The sequence below is a fragment of the Thalassoroseus sp. genome, from assembly GCF_984380535.1.
In genome coordinates this window covers 138366-158905 of record NZ_CFHRBF010000008.1, presented here as the reverse complement: position 1 = coordinate 158905, position 20540 = coordinate 138366, and the positions used below count along the sequence as shown (strand labels likewise).

Genomic DNA, 20540 nt, shown 5'->3' with positions numbered 1-20540 from the left:
GACTAATTGAGTTCGATAGTGACTCGACTCAGTTTCCCAGTGAAATCGAAAGGCATGTCATAGCCTTCCATAACCGGTGTGCCGGTGTCGAAGCCGACGTCGAATGTCTCGTCGAGCGTGACACGGTTGGGAATGCTCTTTTCGACTCGACCTTCGCCAACTTTTTTGTCGTTCGCGAAGATGGTGACCGTTGCGCCCGCGAAAGGTTTGTCTGCATCGGTTTTGTAGACCGCTTTCAACGAAACATCACCGGAGGGAATGCGGTCTTTCGATTCGATGGTAAAGCGTTCGACACCGGCGAGGTTGTAGTGATAGATCAATTTTCCATCTTTCACGAACAATCCATATCCGGCGAAACGGCCGCCTTGCGTGACGAGCATGCCTTCGGCCCCCGATTCGGGAATGGACACTGTGGCCGTAATGGTATGGCTTCGGTGCTTCAAGTCGGGGGCGGCACCTTCGGGAAGTCGAAGAAGGTTCGGATACACGAATTTTTTGCGACCTTCGGTCAGGCTCGGGCGGTTTTCCACATTGAGCCGTTCGGTCTTGCGATCATCCAGAGGCAACACGTTGTATTTGGCTGCCTCGGCGAAGAACAATTTGACGAGTTCGTTAACCTTCTCGGGATGGTCTTTAGCCAAATTCTTGGCTTGGCTGAAGTCTTCTTCGACGTGATACAACTCCCAGGGCATGTGTAACAGATCGCCGGGTTCCGGTTCACTCAGCCAAGGCACGCCGCGAATTGCGCTGACCATCCAACCGTCGTGATACATCCCTTGATTGCCAAGCATCTCGAAGTATTGGGTGGTGCGGCGATCTTCGGCGTTGGCATCGTCGAAGGTGTAGACCATGCTGGTTCCTTCGATGGGTTTTTGAGCGATGCCATCGAACGTTTGTGGAAACTCGACTCCCACGGCTTCGAGGATTGTGGGGGCAATGTCGATCACATGATGGAACTGATGACGCACTTCGCCACGAGCTTTAATTCGTTTCGGCCACGAGATCGCCAGTCCATTGCGGGTGCCGCCAAAGTGGCTGGCAATCTGCTTCGTCCATTGGAACGGCGTATCCATCGCGTGGGCCCATGCCGCCGGGAAGTGATTGTAGTGCTTGTCGCTTCCCAGGGTGTCGATGGCGGCGATTTTCCTGTCGAGCGGTTCCGGAATGGCATTGAAGAACGTCATTTCGTTTAACAATCCACTGAGACCACCTTCCGCACTGGATCCGTTATCGCCAGCCATGTAGATCACAAGCGTGTTTTCGAGTTCGCCCAACTCGTCGACGGCATCGACCACGCGACCGACTTCGTGATCGGTATGAGCGGTGAAACCGGCGAAGACTTCCATCATCCGCGCGAAGACCTTTTTCTCATCATCCGGCAACGAATCCCAGGCTGGCAGTGAGTCTGGTCGTTTGGTGAGTGGCGTCCCTTTGGGCACAACTCCTAATTCGATTTGCCGTTTGAGCGTTTTTTCGCGGTAGGCATCCCAACCATCGTCAAATTGCCCTTTGAACTTCTCGATCCAGGCTTTCGGAACTTGGTGGGGAGCATGGGTTGCTCCGGTGGCGAAATAGACGAAAAACGGTCGTTGCGGCGCGACTGCTTTCGAGGCACGGATCATGCGAATGGCCTTGTCGGCGATATCCGTGGTGAAGTGATAAGGAGAGCCGTCTTCGTTCGTCTCTGGTGGTTCGATGCGTTTCTTGTTTTCGACGATTGCCGGGTGAAACTGGTCGGTATCGCCTCCCACGAAACCGTAGAAGTAGTCAAACCCGAGTCCGCTGGCCCAACGATCGAACGGGCCGACGATGCTGGTTTCCCAGTCCGGCACATTGTGGTTCTTGCCGAACCAGGCATTCATGTAGCCATATTCGCGAAGCACTTCAGCCACAGTGGCCGTGGAAGCGGGGATAATGCCGGAGTACCCCGGAAAGCCGGTTCCTGCCTCGCCGATCACTCCGCTGCCAACCGAGTGGTGATTCCGCCCGGTGAGCAACGCCGCTCGGGTGGGGCTGCACAGTGCGGTTGTGTGGAAGCGGGTGTATTTCAATCCGTTCTTGGCGATGCGATCCATCGTCGGTGTCGGGATTCCACCGCCAAACGTGCCGAACTGTCCGTAACCTGCATCGTCGATCAGCACGATCAGAATATTTGGCGAGTCCTTCAAGCCGAATGATGCAGGGATCTTTAACTCCGGCTTCACGGCTGTGGAGTCTTTGTACGTCAGTCCGATCTTGCCAGCAAATGCGGGTTCGGGTGCTGGCAGCACGGTGTCGGATCGCTGATCGCGGAATTCTTGAGCAAACGCGGTATTGCCGAACGATGCACCAAGTAACAAGCACAGGCCGAACAGCAACACACGCGTGAAGTGAAACAGTAATTGGCAAGGCACGACAACCGGCTCCTTGATCGAGAAGGTGAAAAGATGCCGTGCTAGTTTAACGCTGCCAGTTAAAAGTATATGTGCAAAACGGAAATCCTGAAGAAAAACTGATATCCATTTGTTTGGATGTGAATGCGGTTAAGTCTCATGAAGACTGGGCAATCAAACTTTTTTCAATTTCATTGCCGGCATCGATGCATGAGACATGCTGCACGGTTTAGTTTGCTGTGAGTTGTGCGGCGGTCAATGTGTTTCTCAGTAACATGGCGATGGTCATCGGTCCGACTCCACCCGGGACTGGAGTGATGGCGGTAGCGATCTCTTTGACGGCTTCAAAGTCCACATCGCCGACGAGTTTGCCATCGACGCGATTGGTGCCGACGTCGATCACGGTCGCACCGGGTTTGACCATGTCCGCAGTGACGAACTTTGGTTGTCCAATCGCAGCAACGATGATGTCGGCGGTGCGTGTGATTTCTGCGAGATTCTCCGTTCGGCTGTGACACACCGTCACGGTGGAATTCGCTAGCGGTCCGCGTTGCATGAGCAAAATCGCCATGGGTTTGCCGACGATTTCACTGCGACCGAGGACCACTGCATGTTTTCCCTGCGTTTCCGTGCCACTTTCTTCGAGAAGAACTTGGACACCAGCCGGCGTACACGGCAAAAATCGCGGACGGTTCTGCACGATGAGTCCGACGTTCTCCGGGTGAAAGGCGTCGACGTCTTTTGTAGCGACGACGGCATCTAGCACAGCTTTCTCTTCGATATGTTTTGGCAGCGGAAGTTGCACCAAGATGCCATGCACGTCGGCAGCGGAGTTGCAATCGGCAATGAGTTTCAAAAGTTCCGCCTGCGTCGTTTCCGCAGGCAAACGATGGAGCGTGCTTTCAATATTCGCCTGCGCACACGCTCGCTGTTTGTTGCGGACATAGACGGCACTTGCGGGGTCGTCACCGACAAGAATCGCGGCCAAATGCGGTTTGATTCCCGTTTTTTCAGTGAACGTTTGGGCTTCGTTCGCGATTTGTTCCCGTCGCTGCGCTGCAATGGCTTTGCCGTCGATGATGGTTGCGGACACGGTCGTTTTCTTTCCACTCAGAGTTCTATGGTCAAACTGGGGAAGAAGTCCGCTTCCCCCTGAACCAGGAATTCGCTATGACTGTCTCAAAGGGAGGGAATTCTCAGCCAACTCCCGAACAATCCCTTTGGACCGGTCAGTTTAGCAATGCGATCGGTCGGGCCGAAAGTCGACGCGGTGAACGCGATTCATGTGAGGAGTGATTTTTTCATGGCCGATACGTCCACGCCGGATGCAGGCAAACTTAGCAAGCTGGAACACATCAAAGAAAGCAGCCGTCAACTGCGAGGCACAATCGCCGAGGAGTTGAAAGCGGGCGTGGAATGTTTCAACGGAGAAAACCTGCAACTCCTGAAGCATCACGGTAGCTATCAACAGGACGATCGCGATCGGCGGAACGATAAAGATGCCGAGGGAAACAGAATCGGCAAGCGATATATGTTCATGGTCCGCACCCGAATTCCCGGCGGACGTGTCACGGCAGACGATTTCCTCAAAGAACTCGATCTGTGTGAAGAATACGGCAACGACACACTCCGAGTCACAACGCGTCAGGGGTTTCAACTTCACGGCGTGTTGATGAAGGATCTCAAAGAAACGATTCGCGGGATCAATCGGACGAAGCTGAGCACGATCGCAGCTTGCGGCGATGTCTCGCGGAACACCATGTGCTGCCCGGCTCCAATCAAGAACAATGCGATTCACGACGAGATGCAGGCCATGGCCGCCGCGGTCGCCGAGCATCTCAAACCGAAAACGACCGCATATTACGAGATTTGGCTCAAAGACGAAGAAACCGGCGAGTCCGAGAAAGTCGAGGAGTTCGTTCCCGTCGAAGAACCGATTTACGGGGACCGGTATTTGCCCCGGAAATTCAAAGTCGGTTTTGCACTGCCTGAAGACAACTGCATCGATGTGTATTCGCAGGATCTCGGGTTTCTAGCGATTGTCGAGAACGAAAAGATCATCGGCTATAACGTTCTCGTCGGTGGAAGCATGGGCATGACGCCTGCAAAGAAGGAAACCTTCCCTGCGATTGCCAAGCGAATGACATTTGTCACGCCGGATCGTGTACTGGATATCGCCGAAGCCGTCGTGAAGGTTCAGCGGGACTTTGGCAACCGAGCCGACCGCAAACAGGCCCGGATGAAGTACCTGATCGCCAAATGGGGACTCCCCAAGTTCAAAGCCAAAGTAGAAGAGTATTTTGGCGGCGATTTGCCGGAACCGCACCCGACTGACGTTACCGATGTTTGTGACCATCTCGGTTGGCACGAACAAGGCGACGGCAAATGGTTCCTCGGGATTTGCGTTCCGAACGGACGAATTCAGGACGAAAACGGAGTTCATATGAAATCCGCGATTCGGGAAATCCTGAAGAAATACCAAATGGAAACCCGGCTGACGGCACTTCAAGATGTCATTCTCTGCGACATCGATGCGAAAGACCGCGACGATATCACGCAGATTTTGCAGAACAACAATGTCCCGTTGGCGGAAAACCTCACGTTGCTCAAGCGGTTCGCGATGGCGTGTCCTGCGTTGCCGACGTGTGGACTGGCGGTTACGGAATCCGAACGGGTGGCAGCGGATATTCTCGCCGACATCGAGAAAGTGATGGACAAGCATGACCTGATCGGCGAGCGAATCGCGTTTCACATGACGGGATGCCCGAACGGTTGTGCTCGACCATACGCTCCCGATGTCGGTCTCGTTGGCAAAGGCAAGAACAAATATACGCTGTATCTCGGCGGCAATGCCGAGTGTACACGTCTGGCTTTCGTCTATGACGATCTGGTGCCGCAAACGGAAATCAGTAGTCGGCTCGACCCGGTGTTGAAGTTCTTCAAGTCCGACCGGCAAAACGGCGAGAGCTTCGGTGATTTCTGTCACCGACAAGGAAAAGAGAAACTCGCCGAATACGCTGCAAACGCGTAAGCGAACGAGTCATCCATAGAAAGAGCCGTCGGTTTTCAACGATCGACGGCTCTTATTTTGCGCCAGCTGGCAGAATCATGTCCTTGTGCCAGAATCGGCTTAGGTCGCGGAGGAGTTGTAGGAACTTCTCGAAGTCGACCGGCTTGGTCATGTAGCTTTCGACTTGCAAGCGTTCGCTTTCCAGCATGTCCTCGTTAGCCGTGGACCCTGTGAGAATCACCACCGGGATGGATTTGAGCGATTCGTTGGCCTTGATTTCCGCCAACACTTCCCGACCATCGCGTCCGGGAAGCGTGAGATCGAGCAAGATCAAATCGGGTCGCGGCGCTTGAGCATATTTGCCCCGACGGTCGAGAAACTCCAGTGCGTCCTCGCCGTCGCTCAGCCACGTCAGCCGATGCGCGACCTCGCCCTTCTTAATGGCACCGATGGTCAGACGAGCGGCAACGACGCTGTCTTCCACCAACAAGATATCCATCGGTCGCCCGACCGTTTCATGAGTCATAAGTGCTGCCCAGACCGAAACAGAACCTGTCACCGGATATTGTGGATATGGTGAGAGGAACGTCTATCAATTTGACTCGCTCACGATTCCTTTCGACTCTCCAAAATGCTCCTATCTTTATATTACGAGGCGTTATCAAGTCTGTCACGCGAAAAGAGGTGTTTCTTCCTCGTGAGGATTCGCTCTGAGAGTTGGAATCCCGATATCCGGTGTTGTCGGTCGTTGGAGTTGCACCGTATGCTGTATTTTGCACAGTCAATCGAAGCTCGCCGAGACGAGAATGAAGCCAACGTTGTCGAAAGATTTCCATACCATGATCACTCACCGACTTGCCCACTGGTTCCCTGCGATATTGATTTTCGCGGTGGCGTCGTCCTCATCGGCTTCGGCGGAACCGTTGGCTGTTTCGTTCCCGACGACCGGGCTAATGCCGAAGACAGAAATCGGGGCATTACGGTTTCTCAAAGAACACCCCGAATACGATGGTCGCGGTGTACGAGTGGCGATCTTTGACACGGGTGTCGATCCCGGTGCCGTCGGTTTGCAGACCACGCCGTCCGGCCAACCGAAGTTTATCGACTTCATCGATACCACCGGCAGCGGTGATGTCGATCTGCAAGACACCGTCAAACCGCAAAACGATACGATCCCGGGACTAACGGGTCGCACGTTGAAAATCGACCCGAAATGGAAGAACCCCAGTGGCGAGTATCGTCGCGGAATGAAACGGGCTTACGAATTGTTTCCGTCTGAATTGGTTCGCCGACTGAAGCAGGAACGCAAGAAAGAGTTTCTCAAGGAACATCGCCTTGTGGAGGCCGACCTGCGTGCGGGATTGTCGGCTTGGGAAGACAGCGGTTTGAAGCTCACTCCGACGGAAGAACTGCACCTCGACGATCAGAAAGCTCAGTTGAAGGCGTTGCAAAACTTGGAGAAGAATTACGAAGACCCCGGTCCGGTGTACGACGTAGTTGCCTTCAACGATGGCGAGCAGTGGCGAGTTGTGGTCGATACCGATGAAGACGGCGATCTGACCAACGAAGACGTATTGACCAACTACCGTGATGAACCCGGCTACGACACGTTCGATGACGGCAGCCTGCTGAATTTTACCGTGCGGTTTGACGGTGATTGTTCGCAGGCTTCGTTGGTGGTCGCCAGCGGATCGCACGGTACCCACGTCGCCGGAATCGTGGCCGCTCATTTTGAGGATCAACCGGAACTCAACGGCATCGCCCCAGGAGCACAAATCGTTTCCGTCAAAATTGGCGACTCTCGGTTGGATGGAATGGAAACGGGTTCGGCCCTTGTACGTGGCGTGCAAGAAGCGTTGGCTTTGGACTGCGATCTGATCAACATGAGTTACGGCGAACCGACGAGCACACCAAACCACGGCGATCTCATCGACGTCTTCTCAAAAGCGGTCAACGAAAAGGGCGTTATTTTTGTCGCGAGTGCCGGGAATTCGGGACCGTGTTTGACGACGGTCGGCGCCCCCGGCGGCACGTCATCGGCGATTATCGGGGTGGGAGCGTATCTGTCACCGGAGATGGCCGCGACTGCGTATTCCATTCGAGAACCAATTCCCGGCAGTGCGTATTCGTGGACGAGTCGTGGGCCGACAACCGACGGTGATTTCGGCGTCGACATTTTCGCACCCGGCGGAGCCATCGCGCCGGTTCCGCCATGGACGTTGAACCGCACGCAGCGAATGAACGGTACATCCATGGCGTCCCCCAATGCCTGTGGTGCCATCGCCCTGCTCGTCAGCGGATTGAAAGCCGACGACATCGCCTACACGCCCTACAGCGTACGACGGGCAATTCAAAGCACCGCGGAACCGATCCGCACCATCGATCCGTTCGCTCAAGGTCCCGGTTTGGTTCAAGTCGACTTGGCTTATGAGCATCTAACAAAGTTTGCGGACGCCGATGCCGAGGACCTGGCGTTTCAGGTTTCCGTGTCCGGTGGCGATCACGAACGCGGCATCTACCTGCGAGAAGCAAACACAACCGATGCCGCCCAGGAATTTCGTGTGCATATCGAACCTGTCTTTCCGGAAAGTACGGCTCCGCAGGCGAAGGTCGACTTCAGTATGCAGTTCAATTTCGAACCGTCGGCCGATTGGCTGACCTGTGGTCGTCATATGCTGATGACCAGTGACGGAGGCACGCTCGACGTGCATGTCGATCCCACGCGACTGTCGCCCGGTGCTCACGCCGAATTCATTGCTGCTTTCGATGCCACTCACTCCGACCGCCCGGCGATGTTTCGCATTCCGGTGAGTGTCGTCATTCCCACGCCCGGTGAGACGGGCAACGCAGCGCGAGTCGAACAACGGATGGCGTTCTCTCCGGGGGTGATCGGACGTTTGTTCGCCGCCGCCCCCGCCGACGCGACATGGGCGAAGATCTCGCTGACTCTCAGCAAGGAATCGTCTGGCACGAAACCGGTCGAACCGAAACGCTTTCTGGTGCAAACCGTGCAACTCACGCCCGGTCGCACATTCGAGAAGGGAATGGAGCGGAATTATTTGCTCCTGCAACCCGGCCAATCCCGTGAGATTTCCATCGCCGTCGCTGGAAACCGAGTGCTCGATGTGAGTCTCGTGCAAGATTATTCCAGCTTGGGGGAATCGAACGTATTGGCGGAGGTCGAGTTTCATGGTCTGCGACCAGACAATGCGGAACTGGCACTCACCGCAGGAACACTGGGCAGCCCGGTGTCCGTAACCGCGTTGACGGGTGGGGAACGTTTGAAACCGTCCGTGAAGTTGGATCGATATCAGACGTTCGTCACGCCCAGCGATGCGATTGTCCGTCCGTGGTCCGACGCGGAATCACACGATTCTCAGCGACTTTATGAAGCGGAAGTCACCTACAAGTTCGAGCAGTCCAAATCGGGACAGGTGACGCTGCGTTTACCAATGACCGACGATTTACTTTACGATTCGCCGATCATTTCGCACTTGTGGAGTGTTCAGGATGTCGGCGAACGCGTGGTGGCGTCGGATGATATTTTTCCGGAGTCGGTGGAACTCGAAAAGGGTTCGCACACGCTGATTGCGAAGTTCTACGACGCGGACCCTGACCGATTGGAAGAATTGTCGGCTGCACCACTCGCGATCGAACGCAAATTAGGTTCTGCAATTTCGTTGAAGGTTTACCCCTCACGAACTGCCGCTGCCGCGGAAAGTGGCAGCATCTCCACGACACGTTTGGAAGCTGGCGAGACGGTGACGATATTTGTGGCTGCTCCAAGTTTGGGTGCGGTTCCCGACAGTGTGCAACCTGGTGATCTGTTACTCGGGACGATTGACTACGGTCAGGAAGAGACATCGTCATCGGCTGGGCAGCGACCGGGTGGCTGGCCGATCATTTGTGGTGTGCCTGTGGACGGAAAGAGTTCCGGGAAATCGGAATCGAATTCCTCCGGGACAAAATCAACTGACCTCGCGAGCACACTGCGGGAGGCGGAGATCGCGTATCTGAAGTCGCTCTCCGCACCAAAGCAAGATGCGGAGTTCGAAGAGTTGGCGACGAAATTATTGAAGTCTCATGAAGACAAGTTGCCGATCTTGTTGGCTCGTTTGCATCGGCTTGATAACGAGAAACGTCGCAAAGAACATCTGCCGAAAGTTGTGGAAGCAGCTGATGCAGTACTCGCGGAGATCGACACGGATACGCTGCAGAAACACTTTGGGCAGCGGGTAAACGAGGACGACCCAGAAGCCGTCAAAGAACACAAGAAGTTCGAGAAACTTCGTGACACCCTCACCGACACGCTCTACCGCAAAGGGCGAGCCATTGGGTATCAGGAGTTGCCGGATGTGATCAAGAAATTCCCTGTCAAAGATCCCGAAGCACTCAACCAAGCCTTTGAAGTGAACTTTCAAGAGCTTGCTCGGTGGGTCGACACGACAGAGAAAAAATGGGACTTGCTACACATCCGCTGGCTGCGTCGCAACGAACGTTATGGCAAAGCCCTTGAAATCTTGAATCGGGATCTGGATGACTCAGCCCCCGACTATTGGCGTTTGAAAAAACAACGGGACATCTACAAAGACCTCGGTTGGCAACACGCCGCCAACCACGCCACCCGCTGGCTCGCCGTGCGGTTTCCAGAACGTGTGTTGAAGAATCAAGATGACTAGCAAACTCGAAAAATGGAGATTCCGACTGGTGGTGCTGGCCGTATTTCTCGCGGTGTGCATCGGTTTCACCGGGTGGGTGTTTCCCATCCTACAGTACCGTGCCGCTTTCAACTTTGTGACGGAGAACGCAACCAGTCTGCATTTGAAAGAACGAGACGCGAATTGGTTGACAAAACTTCTATGGGGTCCAGAGATTCTCGTGAATGTGAGCCTTGAGGATGTTGATGAAGACGACCTCAAATTCCTTCGAGAATTAGACACGATCGAAAGTCTTGACCTGATGGGCCTAGGGGTGATCGATGAATCGATTCAAAACTTGGAAGGTATGGAACAGCTTGAATCTCTAGGACTTGTGAGCACCAGAGTCAGTGGTGCGGGATTAGACCGATTGGGGCAGTCTATTCGGAGACTCGGGATTTACGATTCGCCGGTTGACGATCGGGGTATGGAATCCATCTGCCGGCTTAAAAAACTTACCCACCTAGACGTTGAATCGACACTGCTGACAGATACCGGCTGTCGAAATCTCGGTTCACTCACACAACTCGAAACCCTTTCAATCCTTGGCTCACCATTGACCGATCAAGTGATGCCTGCAATCGGGGCGCTTAAACACATGACTCATTTGAGTCTATGGGATGCAAGAATCACCGACGTGGGATTACGGCAACTACGCGGCTTGCCGATTGAAAAACTATCTCTATTCAATTGTCATGCGGTGGCCGGTTCTGGACTAGATGCCATGAATTCGCTCCGAATCCTTAATCTGGACGGAAGTGCGTTGAATGACGAGACGGCCAGCTCACTCGAATCGCTCAGTCAAGTCGAATATCTCTATTTGGATAAAACACAGATTACCGATGCGGCCGTTGAATCGTTTTGTCGAATGCCAAGTCTTCGCTATCTCAACATTTCGCGAACACGGGTCGGAGATCGCGGTGTCAAACTGCTTTCGCAAAAATCTGCCATTGAACTGATCGAATGCGAAGGGTTGAAAGTGAGTCAACAGACGAAGCAAGAACTCGACAGTTCGAGATTCGCCTTTTGAAGAACTTTGCCGGATTACTTTTGGCTTTTCAATAAGTTCTCAGGCATCTCTTCTGGCCAGTTGCCGGTGAGGGTGATGTTGCGGACTCGGGCTTTGGTTTTGTTGGCGTAGTGGAAGAGGCCGACGATGTTTCCCTGCGGGAGCGGTTCGTGTGGTTCGTCGTAGATGCTTTGATTGTTCAGCGAAATTTTGAGTCGACCGTCTTCAAGTTTCAGCGAAACATCGTTCCACTCGCCCGCCTTCAATGGCAGATTCTCGCTGCCTTCGACGGGGGCTTCGAAGTCCTTTGGAACTTTCCACTGGTTACCGGATTCAATCATCCAATGACGTTTGAGTCCGTCCGGGTGAAGCATGTACGCCGTTCGTCCGATTGCCGGGTGGACGGCGAATTCCTGAGGTTGATAGTAGAACTGATAGGACAACGTTTCGCCTTCGCCAAGCGGACGCTGGTAGCGGATAACGCTTTGCGATGCGGGGCCGATTTGATTGGTAATTTTCATTTGGCCGCTGATGAGTTCTTCGTCTTTCACGGTCCAAGCCAGCTGGGATAACTCGTCAGGATTTGAAGCCGTGCGATAGATGCTTGGGTCAGCCACGTCTTTCTCGATAGCTTTTCGATTCAAACTCGCCGTCGGTAGTGGTTCGCCAAAGTATTGGGCGTCCCATCCGCGAAGAGTGTCCCCGGAGAGCAGATTAACGTCCCGAGCAATGCTTGGCTCGCCGGTGACTTTCAGATTTCGGCTGCTGGAGTTTTGTGGGCCGGGGGCATGCAGAGCAATCCACGGTGAGCTCGTGTTCCGGGGCTCTTGGTAAATCTCCGTGTCGTCGATCAAGAACGTGAACGTGTCGCTAGCGAACCGCAACGTATGTCGATGCCATTGATTGGGCTTGAGGGTGTTGGTGCGGTATCGTATCCACTCACGACGGTCCGACGGCGAAATATCGATGTATTTGCCCGATGCGTTGGTCAGGAATTGCACGCCATTCGCGACAAGTGCAATGCCTCTGTTCTGACCTTCGGAAATCTCGATTTGAAATTCAAAGTCGCCGGTCAGAGGTAAGCGGAACCAGAGACGATCGTCTTTCAGTCCGTAGACATGGTTCACTTGTGACTGGCCATCGGTGAGCCAAACCGGGGAGGGCAAGCCTTGCACATAGGTGCCGACGGGAGCCAAGCTGGATGGCAACCAATTTGGAAGGTCCGAGGCATTCTGAAGATCTTCGTTTTCCGTCCATCCTTGTTGGTGTTGAAAATGGAGAAGCCAAGGCCTGACAAACGCATTCTTCGATTGGCCAGCGTGGGCGGCAAAACTTTCGGTTGTCTTGCGAGCCCAGTCCGTGTGTTCGGAGGAATCGGCTAGCAAGACTGCTAACTGCATCGTGGGCAAGGGCAACATCGTTTCACCGTTGTTTTTGCCTGGGGCAATATCCGCCATCTGTTGATCGATTTCACTCAGAAGACTTTCTGATAGCGGTTGCTGACACACCTTTCGGACAATCGCCAAAGCCACGGCTGCACCGCTTCGTTTTTGTTGATGGGCTTCTTCGAGACGAGCAATCAAATCGTCCGTCTGATTCGCGGCTTGGGCAAGTTTGGCGAGAAGCTGCCAAGTTGTGACAATCGGAAAACCTGGTGTGGCTAACGGTGCAAACCGGTGTTGCTTTCCGCTGACCGATTCGGGAATCCATGCGGGCAAGGGTTGTCGATGTGCTAGGCCGGTGATGAGATGTAGTGGCCCGTCGCCGGCGAACGTCCAATCGGCGAGCAGTTGATAGGTTTTCGCTTGGTTGGCCTTCGTCCAGAGTTGTCGGGTGGACCAGGCGGCGACGGTATCGTGTCTGTCGCCAAGCCCCATTTCGAAGAGGCTTTGTCGCATGCCGAGAAAGTTCAGTGCCTTGCCGGTTTGTCCTCGTTGAAGCAGTAACCGCGCGACTTTGTTCAACTGATCGATGCGACGTTCCAAGCCGTACGTGCCCGAATAGCGATTGTTCTGGTGTTGATTGATTTCGAGGTAATCGTTGATGGCTGTCATGCCGAGTTCGTGGTGACCGTTCAAGATCGCAGCTTTCGCAATGATCAAGGTCAGGTTGTCGAAGGGATCGACGTCTTGGTATCGCTGGGTTGGTTTGTTCTGGTCGACAAATGCATTCCCGAGTTTCAATGCGGTCTCGCGACAGGCATCATCTTCCAATGCCGGCAACAACGCTTGTAATACTGTTTCCTTCGGAACAGCGGTGAGGCTGGTTGAATCGACCGCTGCATACCGTTTAGCTGCAGCGGAACTTTGGCCGTCTGTGAGCAGTAGAAGACCCGCGAGAAGATGCGAGTTGACATCTTGTTTTTTGAGTCGTGACAGCAGATCGTCTGTCATGCCCGTCGGTTTGGCTCGCCGGGCCATGCGGTTGAAAACACTGTCGATTTGAATGGTGTTGTTACTGCTATTACTAGTCGCTGAAACACAATGCGGATTGATCGGGGCGTCTCCGTTTTTGCCGAAGACAAACATTGCGAGCGTTTCACAGACGCGTTTGGGCGTGACTTGTTTGGTCTGCCAGACGTCGTCGAGTTCAAGCAATCGCTTGGCGAATCGTACCTCGGCGGAATCGGGTTCGTTGTTGTTCGAGGACGACGTACTGTTCGATCGGTCCGGACTCGAAAGCAAAGCACCAAGGCCGTTGGAAGCACCGCCGGTGTGATGGTCGACGGGGGTCAGTTTTTGATCCGAAGCCGTTACCGCAGCAGCGGCGGCATCGATCGAAAGTTTCGGTAAATCTGCTTGAGCACAGGCATGAGCCAGGTCGAGCAGAAGCCATTGGCCTTGGGGGTCTTCAAGAAGTTTCGACCACAGCTGACTTGCTTGCTCAGAATTCTTGCGAGCAATCGCAGCCCGACCTAGCTTGGCGAACAGCAATGTTCGTGTGGACCAGTCCCAGTTTTGCAGATGATCAGAAACGAATCGCTCGACGAACTGCCGGTTGGTTTCGGAGTCGGTTTGAGAGAGATGCGTCAGTCCGATGATCATGCATTGTTGTCTGAACTTCGGTGCAACAGCTTGTTCGTCGGAGTCGGCTGTTGCCCATTCTGTCAGTTGCTTTTCTAGGGGTTTGGAATCTCCAATAACGCTTGCGACAAATGCCGACCCGAACGCGGCAGAATCGTCCTTGGGACGGTTCTGGCTAAGTTGTTCGAGCTTTGTGACCAGACTTTTCAGACCGGTTTCTGTTTCGTCCTTCTGAGCAACTGAGACGACAAGTTCGGCCCATAGGCTATCGAGTCCGTTATCGGTGAATGGGTTCTCGCCAATCGTAAAACCTAAGTCGACAGCATGCAGACCGGATGTGGTTTCATCGATCATCAGTTCGACAGTCGTCAAACCACCCATCTCACGGACCGTGTTCATCAAACCATCGCGAAGTTTGACGAACCGATCGCGATAACCGTTTTCGTACCGGCCTGCTTTATCGAACAGCGACATATCCATTTTGCGTGCCATCCGCAGGGCATCGACGGGGAACTCCATTTTCTGGAGGGCTTGGACGACCGACATGCGATTCAGGATTGCGCGGTAGGCGTTGTAGTCGGCATTGCTGCTGTAGGTTCTCGGGTTTTTCTCGCGGAGTGCGACACTTTCGAGAAGCAGGGTCCGAGCTTCATCGTTGCGTTTCATCTCGGTTAGCAATTGGCACGCCCGATTGGCCATCGTGTACTGGAACTCAGAACCGGTTCGCATCGCCTCAAGGTCGTGTTTCCCAAGCGAGTACAAGTACAGTTCCGCGGCCAAGTCTTGCATGGGTTTTTCTTGGTCGATTGCACAACCGACGAGCCAAAAGACTTCATACCCCGGGGCCGGTTTGATGTCTTCGTCGAGCAGTGGTTCGAGAAGCTTTTTGGCTTCGTCGTATTTCTGCCTGTTGGCTAGCAACACGCCGAGCCATGTGCGGCCGACGTGCCAATCGTTGTGTTCGTTCAGTTTCTCGCGGATGGCTTCTTCAAAGGTATCCGCGGAGTCGGGTTTCTTGGCGATTTGTATCGCGAACTGCGTGGCGGCATTGGAATGAAAACCGTTACTGCTGGTGGAGTAGCCGTTGAATAGCGTATTCCAGTCAGATGGGTTCCGCAGAGAATCGTTGATAAGGGCCTCTTGCGTGACCTGAATGAGCTCCGGGTCGTTGAAGACCTCACTGCGGGAATCGACGATGGAATTCAGAGAGTTCGAGAAATTCCCGGTTCGGCCTGCCGTTTCGAGCATCGCCAAGTACAACGGTTTGAACACTTCCTTGCCGCTGGCACTTTCGGAGAGGTTTTCGCAAAGCTCGGCGACACGGTACGATTGAAACTTTTGCGGACCGACGTCAATGATGAGTTTCGCAAGATCCGCCATTCGCTTTTCTCGCTCGAACGGACGTTTGATCTCGTAATAATCTTGACTGAAGATCTCGGGTTTGCGTCGCAGGACTTTGAGATACGCATCACAAGCCTCAGCCATTTTGCCGGCCGCTGCGAGTTGCTTGGCGGCTTGTTCCAATGCCCTGAGACTGCTCAATCCCTCGCTGACCGAATCGGCCAATAATTCCTGCGCCTTTATTGGTTTACCAGCGGCGTTGTATAACTCGGCCAAGTCTCTGCGAAGACGTTGCGATTTTGGCGAGCGTTCCAGCCGTTCTTCGGTGGATGTGATCAGCGAATTCAACCGCCCGACACTGGCTAATGTTTGAAGTGCGGAACGTCGTTGTGCTTGAGCTGCGGTTGTGGAACTCGATGATCGTTGACGCGTGGGCACGCTTCGGCGTAGCAGTTCGATGGCGACTTCGGCGGCCTGAGCTTTGTCGTCTTGGGAGAGGAAATAGGTCATCAGTGCTGCCAGTTGATCCGTGCTGCTGCCGCCACGCGACCGCATTCTTCGCACCATATCAGAGGCCAACTCGTGCATGTCGAGAGATCGCATCAGCCGGGCAAGTTCAATCTGCGTGTTGGTATCCAACCGAACGCCGAACAACCGCTTGGCTGCTGCACGGGCTCGGTCTTTGTCGCCCAAAGCCGCCGCCAACTTCGCGGCAGCAAACTCGCGAACGGCCATCGTGTTCTGGTCGTAAACGGTCAGTTCGTCGATGACTTCAAGTGCTTGCCGATTGCGGCCGTTTCGAAGGAGTAAATCGACCCACATCAATCGCAAGTCCGGCTCGATTTGCGGACGATCCATCTGGGCAATTTTGACCGCATCAGAAAAGGCCATGATCGCCTGCTCAGTTTGATCATTCCATTGTAAGACGATTCCCGCTGTGATTTTTTTCAGGATTTCAAGCTTTGGTTCATCGTTGTCGTTGGTCTGAATGATCGGTTGGAGCCAAGTTTTGTCGATCTTTGAGAACTGCTCATTCAGCAACCACAAAGCCTGGACGAACAGGTCATCTGGTCCAAGCCCCTGTGGAGGAAACGGAATGGTAATTTGCTGGTAATTCCCGTTTGGGCTCACCATGTACGTCGAGCGTTGTTGACCGAAACTGCTGAGCCGGATGGTTTGACTTTTTGTGGTCTTCGCCGCTTCGGCCGTGATGGCCTCATCGAGCAGCGTCAATACTCGCGTGCGATAGGTTTCGTCGGCAGGGCCTTTGGACAGGTTTTGATCGATCCGACTTTGTGCTGTGAACAAACCCAACAACCCCGAGGCCATTCCAGTTGGAAACCGCGATTTCACGGCCGGGTTGTTTGGCGTGCTGCGAATGAGTTCGATCAGCGGCCAAAGTTGATCGTCACTGCCCTGATTAGTGGCCCACGTGAGAAGGGGAATCGCGAGCTTCACATCTTTCGATTCGACGGCCTGAGCAAGCTGCTGCTCGATATGATTCTCAGCCTGCGCTTCATTCCCCGCGAGGGTCATCTCGGTGTTATAGATGAGAGTCCAGTTGAAGTTACTTCCATATCGGGACGTGACTTCATCCATGTCATTCGATTTCGCGCGTTCGGCCAGCCACTCCAGTTTATCCTCGGCGAGCGGTTCTAGCGTGACACCACGTGCACGCATGGAGTTGCTCCAGCGACTATAGAGCGGGCTGGACAAGGCATACAGTCCCGATTCCGGATCGACTTCCGCGAGTCGCCAAATCGGTTCCCACGACTTTGGATTGCGGTAGTCGATGTTCAAGTTACTGTCGACACGCGAGACGACTGCAATCGAAATGTACCAGTCCCAAACGTCCTCGGTGGTCGCGTCATCTGCATTGGCCTTTTTCGCGAGTGCTTCGATGTGCTCGTTAAGCCGGCCTTCGTCTTGCTCGTTTTTATAGACGACCCACAAGGCCATAAGTTTGGCGTGCCCGAAGTCCACCGGCGTGGGCAACGCATAAACGCGGTTGTAGCTGTAACGGTCGTCGAGCACGCGGTACAAGTCGTACAGTCGCTGACTTCGCATGAACTGCAACGGCGGCTGTTGGAACGTTCGTCCGCCACTCACAACGGTCTGCTGATACGGTTTGCCGCCTTCGGGTAACTCGGTTTCCTTGATGTCGAGACCACGCAACTTCTCGGCTGTTTCGACGGCGGTTTTCCATTCGCCTTCGGAGGCTTGCAGAATCATTAGCCGCAACAGCATCTCCCAATCGTTCGGGTTCGTCTCCAACGAGTTTTCCGTGAGGCGAATCGCAAGTTTCGTTTCGCCGGAGGAAAACAGCCGATTGATATTCCGCACCGTTTGCTGCGTGTTGCCCGACTGTTGACCGAGACGCAGCCATAATGCTTCCGCTTCGTTAATCGCCCCGATGTCGATGAGTAACGTCGCCAACTTCGCTTCGGTTTGCCGATTGGGCGCCAGCCGAATGAGTTGACGTTGCAACCCGACGGCTTCTTCCATTTCGCCGGACTGTTCCGCCAAGAGTACGAGTCGTTCCAACAGCAACGTATCACGTCCCTGTTCACGGAGCAGACCTTCCAGTTCTTCTCTCGCCAATCCGAGATCACCCGCTTGTTCGTAGGCAGTTGCGACGAGATCGACCGTCCCACGACGATCCCCAGATTCTCGTCCGCGGATCTCCAAGCGAGAAATAAGTTGATCCAACCGATTCGATCGCAAATACAAGTCCGTCAATTTCCGCACGACATCACGCCGCGCATCAAGTTCTGTGGCTGAATCGAACATGTTCCAATAGAGTTCGATCGCCTGATCGGTTTTGAAATCGGAGGCCAACCGGTTGGCGAGCATCTGTTGAGCATCGGTGTTGCGGGGATTGAGCCGCACGCAGCGTCGGTACGTGTCGAGACGTTCGTCAATGCGACCGAGTTGACCACACAAATCAGCGTAGAAACGAAAACTTTCCAGCGACCCGCCTCCGCCGGCGAGCAACAGTTTCCCGGTCTCGATGGCTTTCTCTTCCTGACCGATCCGCAAGTAGAGCGTGGCGAGCCGCTGCAAATGACCGGAGCGGAATCGTTGATCGCGGTCGGCGAGTTCCTGACGTTTTTCAATCGCGGTCTGCAACTGACCGGCGTTCTCGTACATTCGGGCGGCGACGTCGAGCGTTTCGATCGAGTCCGGCGAATGCTCCAAGGCTTTTTCGATGGCCTGCATCGATTCGCGGGGTTGGTTGCCGGCATCGTAAAGCGTTGCAAGACGTCGCCAGAGTTCGCCGTCGGTCTCTGCATCCTCGGCTTGCTTCTTGGCTTCCTCGGTGCGTTCGGCTAATTGGCCCGATGCCTGATACGTGCGGACTTCGGCTGCGAAAACCTTGTCGCGATCGTCAACGGTGTCGGTTTGTTCGTCGGCCAACTCTAACTGTTCGAGGGCGTTGTCGTACTCACCGGCATCACTGAGCCATTCCGCGTACCGCAGACGTTCGGTGAGCGTGGGATTCATCTCGCAGGCGGCGGCCATTGTCTTCAGGGCTTCGTCAGGCTCGTCGAACTGGTGTAAAACTTCCGCCAACCGCACCAAGTTTTCACGCGTCTTCTGATCGCCTTCTGCGATGCTTCGCCACACGGGCAACGCTTCGTCATGTCGATCGAGACGGTGCAGATACTCGCCGAGATACTCCTTGTATTGCGGTTCCGTCGGTGCGAGTTCAATCGCTTTGCGATAGCCCGCAATCGCGGCATCTTCGAGTTCCGCTCCACGCAGCAAGTCTGCCACTTGGGATTGAATCGCCGCTTCGTCGTTACGTGCATCGGCCAAGCGTTGCCAAACCTTCGCCGCTGCCGCTTTGCGTTCCGCTTCAGGACGTTTGCGGTCTTCCAGAATCACTTGCCCCCAACGGACGAGGTGATCGGGATTCTTCGGTTCCAATTCAACGAGTTTCTCGTACTGGGCGGCGGCTTCCGCGAACTTCTCTTCCGCGATGGAATTGTCGATCAATGCCAACCGTGGAGCGGAGTCCGTCGGCGAACGTTCGATGGCCTGCTCCAACCACTTCTGTGATTCCGCACCCCGCCCCTGCACCGATAGCGTTCGCGCCAACCGCAGCACGGCTCCGGTGTCATCGGGATGAGCTTCGATCCACTTCTCATAGTAGTCGGCCAAGCCCGCGTAATCGCCAGTGCCGAGGTATGCATTTTCGATCCGCCGTCGCGCCTCGGCGTACAAATAACTTCCGGGACGAAGCCGGGTCAAAAGTTCTTCCAGCCGTTTCGTAGCGGCATCTTTCTGACCGAGCTGCACTTGCAGATCAGCTGCGCGGAGAGCGTACACAATCCGATCGTTCTGCGACCGAGCTTCTTTCGCGAGCGCTTCGTAACGCTTCAACGCATTCGCGTAATCACCTTCGTCGGCGAGTGCCCGAGCGATTCGCTGACGCACACCGTCATCGCCAGGGAAACTGGTTTCGAGTTGCTTCCAGATCTCCATCGCTTTCTCAGCTTGGTCACTGCGTTGGTAGAGCCGACCGAGCTGAGTAGCAATGTTGAGAAAATCGCGACGCGGCGGCTTGCGATCGATTGCCCGTTGCATCGCAGCGGCTGCCGCTTCGTCTTTCCCAAGAAGCAACAACGCTTCGCCGTGATGATAAGCAGTCAGCGGATTCTCCGGCAGCAGCGTTTCTGCTTTTGCAAGTGCCACGTCTGCTGCTGACTCTTCGCCGCGTTGGAGTTGCAGGAGTCCGATGACCATCCAGTGATTTCCGGCCGCTTGATCATCTCCGTCTTTCACCGCCGCTTCGGCATCTTTCGTGAGACCATCAATCAATCCGCCGAGCGTCCCCCGCGCGACGTGATAACCAAACACCCGTTCGAGTGCCGTGCCGGTTGCCGGGCGTCGGAGAAGAAGTTGTAGGAATCGCTCGGTGGCAACTTGCTCGCGGCGTTCTTCATCGGAAAGTGCCTGATCCTGAGCCAACAACCAACGCGGACAGACCGAGCCCACCAAACTAATTGCGATGCAGCCCAAAAAAATGAATCGCAGCGTGCGTGATTTCAACTGCATCGTCGGTCTCCTTAAGAAATCGCCTTT

The 20540-nt window shown here is 54.5% G+C and carries 7 protein-coding genes; 3 read left to right on the top strand and 4 right to left on the bottom strand.

Annotated elements, in window-relative coordinates; genetic code table 11:
* Positions 1-2: 2 nt before the first annotated feature.
* Together AC5DDB_RS12740 and folD are read right to left on the bottom strand one after the other, a co-directional pair.
* On the bottom strand, positions 3-2393 hold the full coding sequence (locus AC5DDB_RS12740; RefSeq protein WP_491740105.1) for an arylsulfatase: 2391 nt from the start codon (positions 2391-2393) through the stop codon (positions 3-5).
* 208 nt (positions 2394-2601) lie between these two features.
* A complete protein-coding gene (folD, locus tag AC5DDB_RS12735) occupies positions 2602-3465 on the bottom strand; it encodes a bifunctional methylenetetrahydrofolate dehydrogenase/methenyltetrahydrofolate cyclohydrolase FolD (protein ID WP_491740104.1) in 864 nt (287 codons plus the stop codon).
* Between the two features lie 210 nt (positions 3466-3675).
* Here folD and AC5DDB_RS12730 point away from each other — a divergent pair, with 210 nt between their 5' ends.
* On the top strand, positions 3676-5403 hold the full coding sequence (locus tag AC5DDB_RS12730; RefSeq protein ID WP_491740103.1) for an NADPH-dependent assimilatory sulfite reductase hemoprotein subunit: 1728 nt from the start codon (positions 3676-3678) through the stop codon (positions 5401-5403).
* A gap of 52 nt (positions 5404-5455) precedes the next feature.
* Here the strand turns inward: AC5DDB_RS12730 and AC5DDB_RS12725 are convergent, their stop codons facing one another.
* Positions 5456-5908, bottom strand: coding sequence for a response regulator (locus tag AC5DDB_RS12725; RefSeq protein WP_491740102.1), 453 nt, complete (start codon positions 5906-5908; stop codon positions 5456-5458).
* 313 nt (positions 5909-6221) lie between these two features.
* Here AC5DDB_RS12725 and AC5DDB_RS12720 point away from each other — a divergent pair, with 313 nt between their 5' ends.
* Entirely contained in the window at positions 6222-10061 is a 3840-nt protein-coding gene (locus AC5DDB_RS12720) for a S8 family serine peptidase (protein WP_491740101.1), read from the top strand.
* Positions 10054-11109: a leucine-rich repeat domain-containing protein gene (locus tag AC5DDB_RS12715; protein WP_491740100.1), complete on the top strand. Its 1056-nt coding sequence runs from the start codon at positions 10054-10056 to the stop codon at positions 11107-11109. Before AC5DDB_RS12720 ends, AC5DDB_RS12715 begins: the two co-directional genes overlap by 8 nt.
* Positions 11110-11123: 14 nt before the next feature.
* Here the strand turns inward: AC5DDB_RS12715 and AC5DDB_RS12710 are convergent, their stop codons facing one another.
* Entirely contained in the window at positions 11124-20513 is a 9390-nt protein-coding gene (locus AC5DDB_RS12710; protein ID WP_491740099.1) for a DUF1583 domain-containing protein, read from the bottom strand.
* Between the last annotated feature and the right edge of the window lie 27 nt (positions 20514-20540).

Excerpts from the sequence above, each read along its gene's own strand:
- AC5DDB_RS12725 (WP_491740102.1), bottom strand. The coding sequence starts at position 5,908 with ATGACTCATGAAACGGTCGGGCGACCGATGGATATCTTGTTGGTGGAA.
- AC5DDB_RS12720 (WP_491740101.1), top strand. The coding sequence starts at position 6,222 with ATGATCACTCACCGACTTGCCCACTGGTTCCCTGCGATATTGATTTTC.
- AC5DDB_RS12715 (WP_491740100.1), top strand. The coding sequence starts at position 10,054 with ATGACTAGCAAACTCGAAAAATGGAGATTCCGACTGGTGGTGCTGGCC.
- AC5DDB_RS12730 (WP_491740103.1), top strand. The coding sequence starts at position 3,676 with ATGGCCGATACGTCCACGCCGGATGCAGGCAAACTTAGCAAGCTGGAA.
- AC5DDB_RS12710 (WP_491740099.1), bottom strand. The coding sequence starts at position 20,513 with ATGCAGTTGAAATCACGCACGCTGCGATTCATTTTTTTGGGCTGCATC.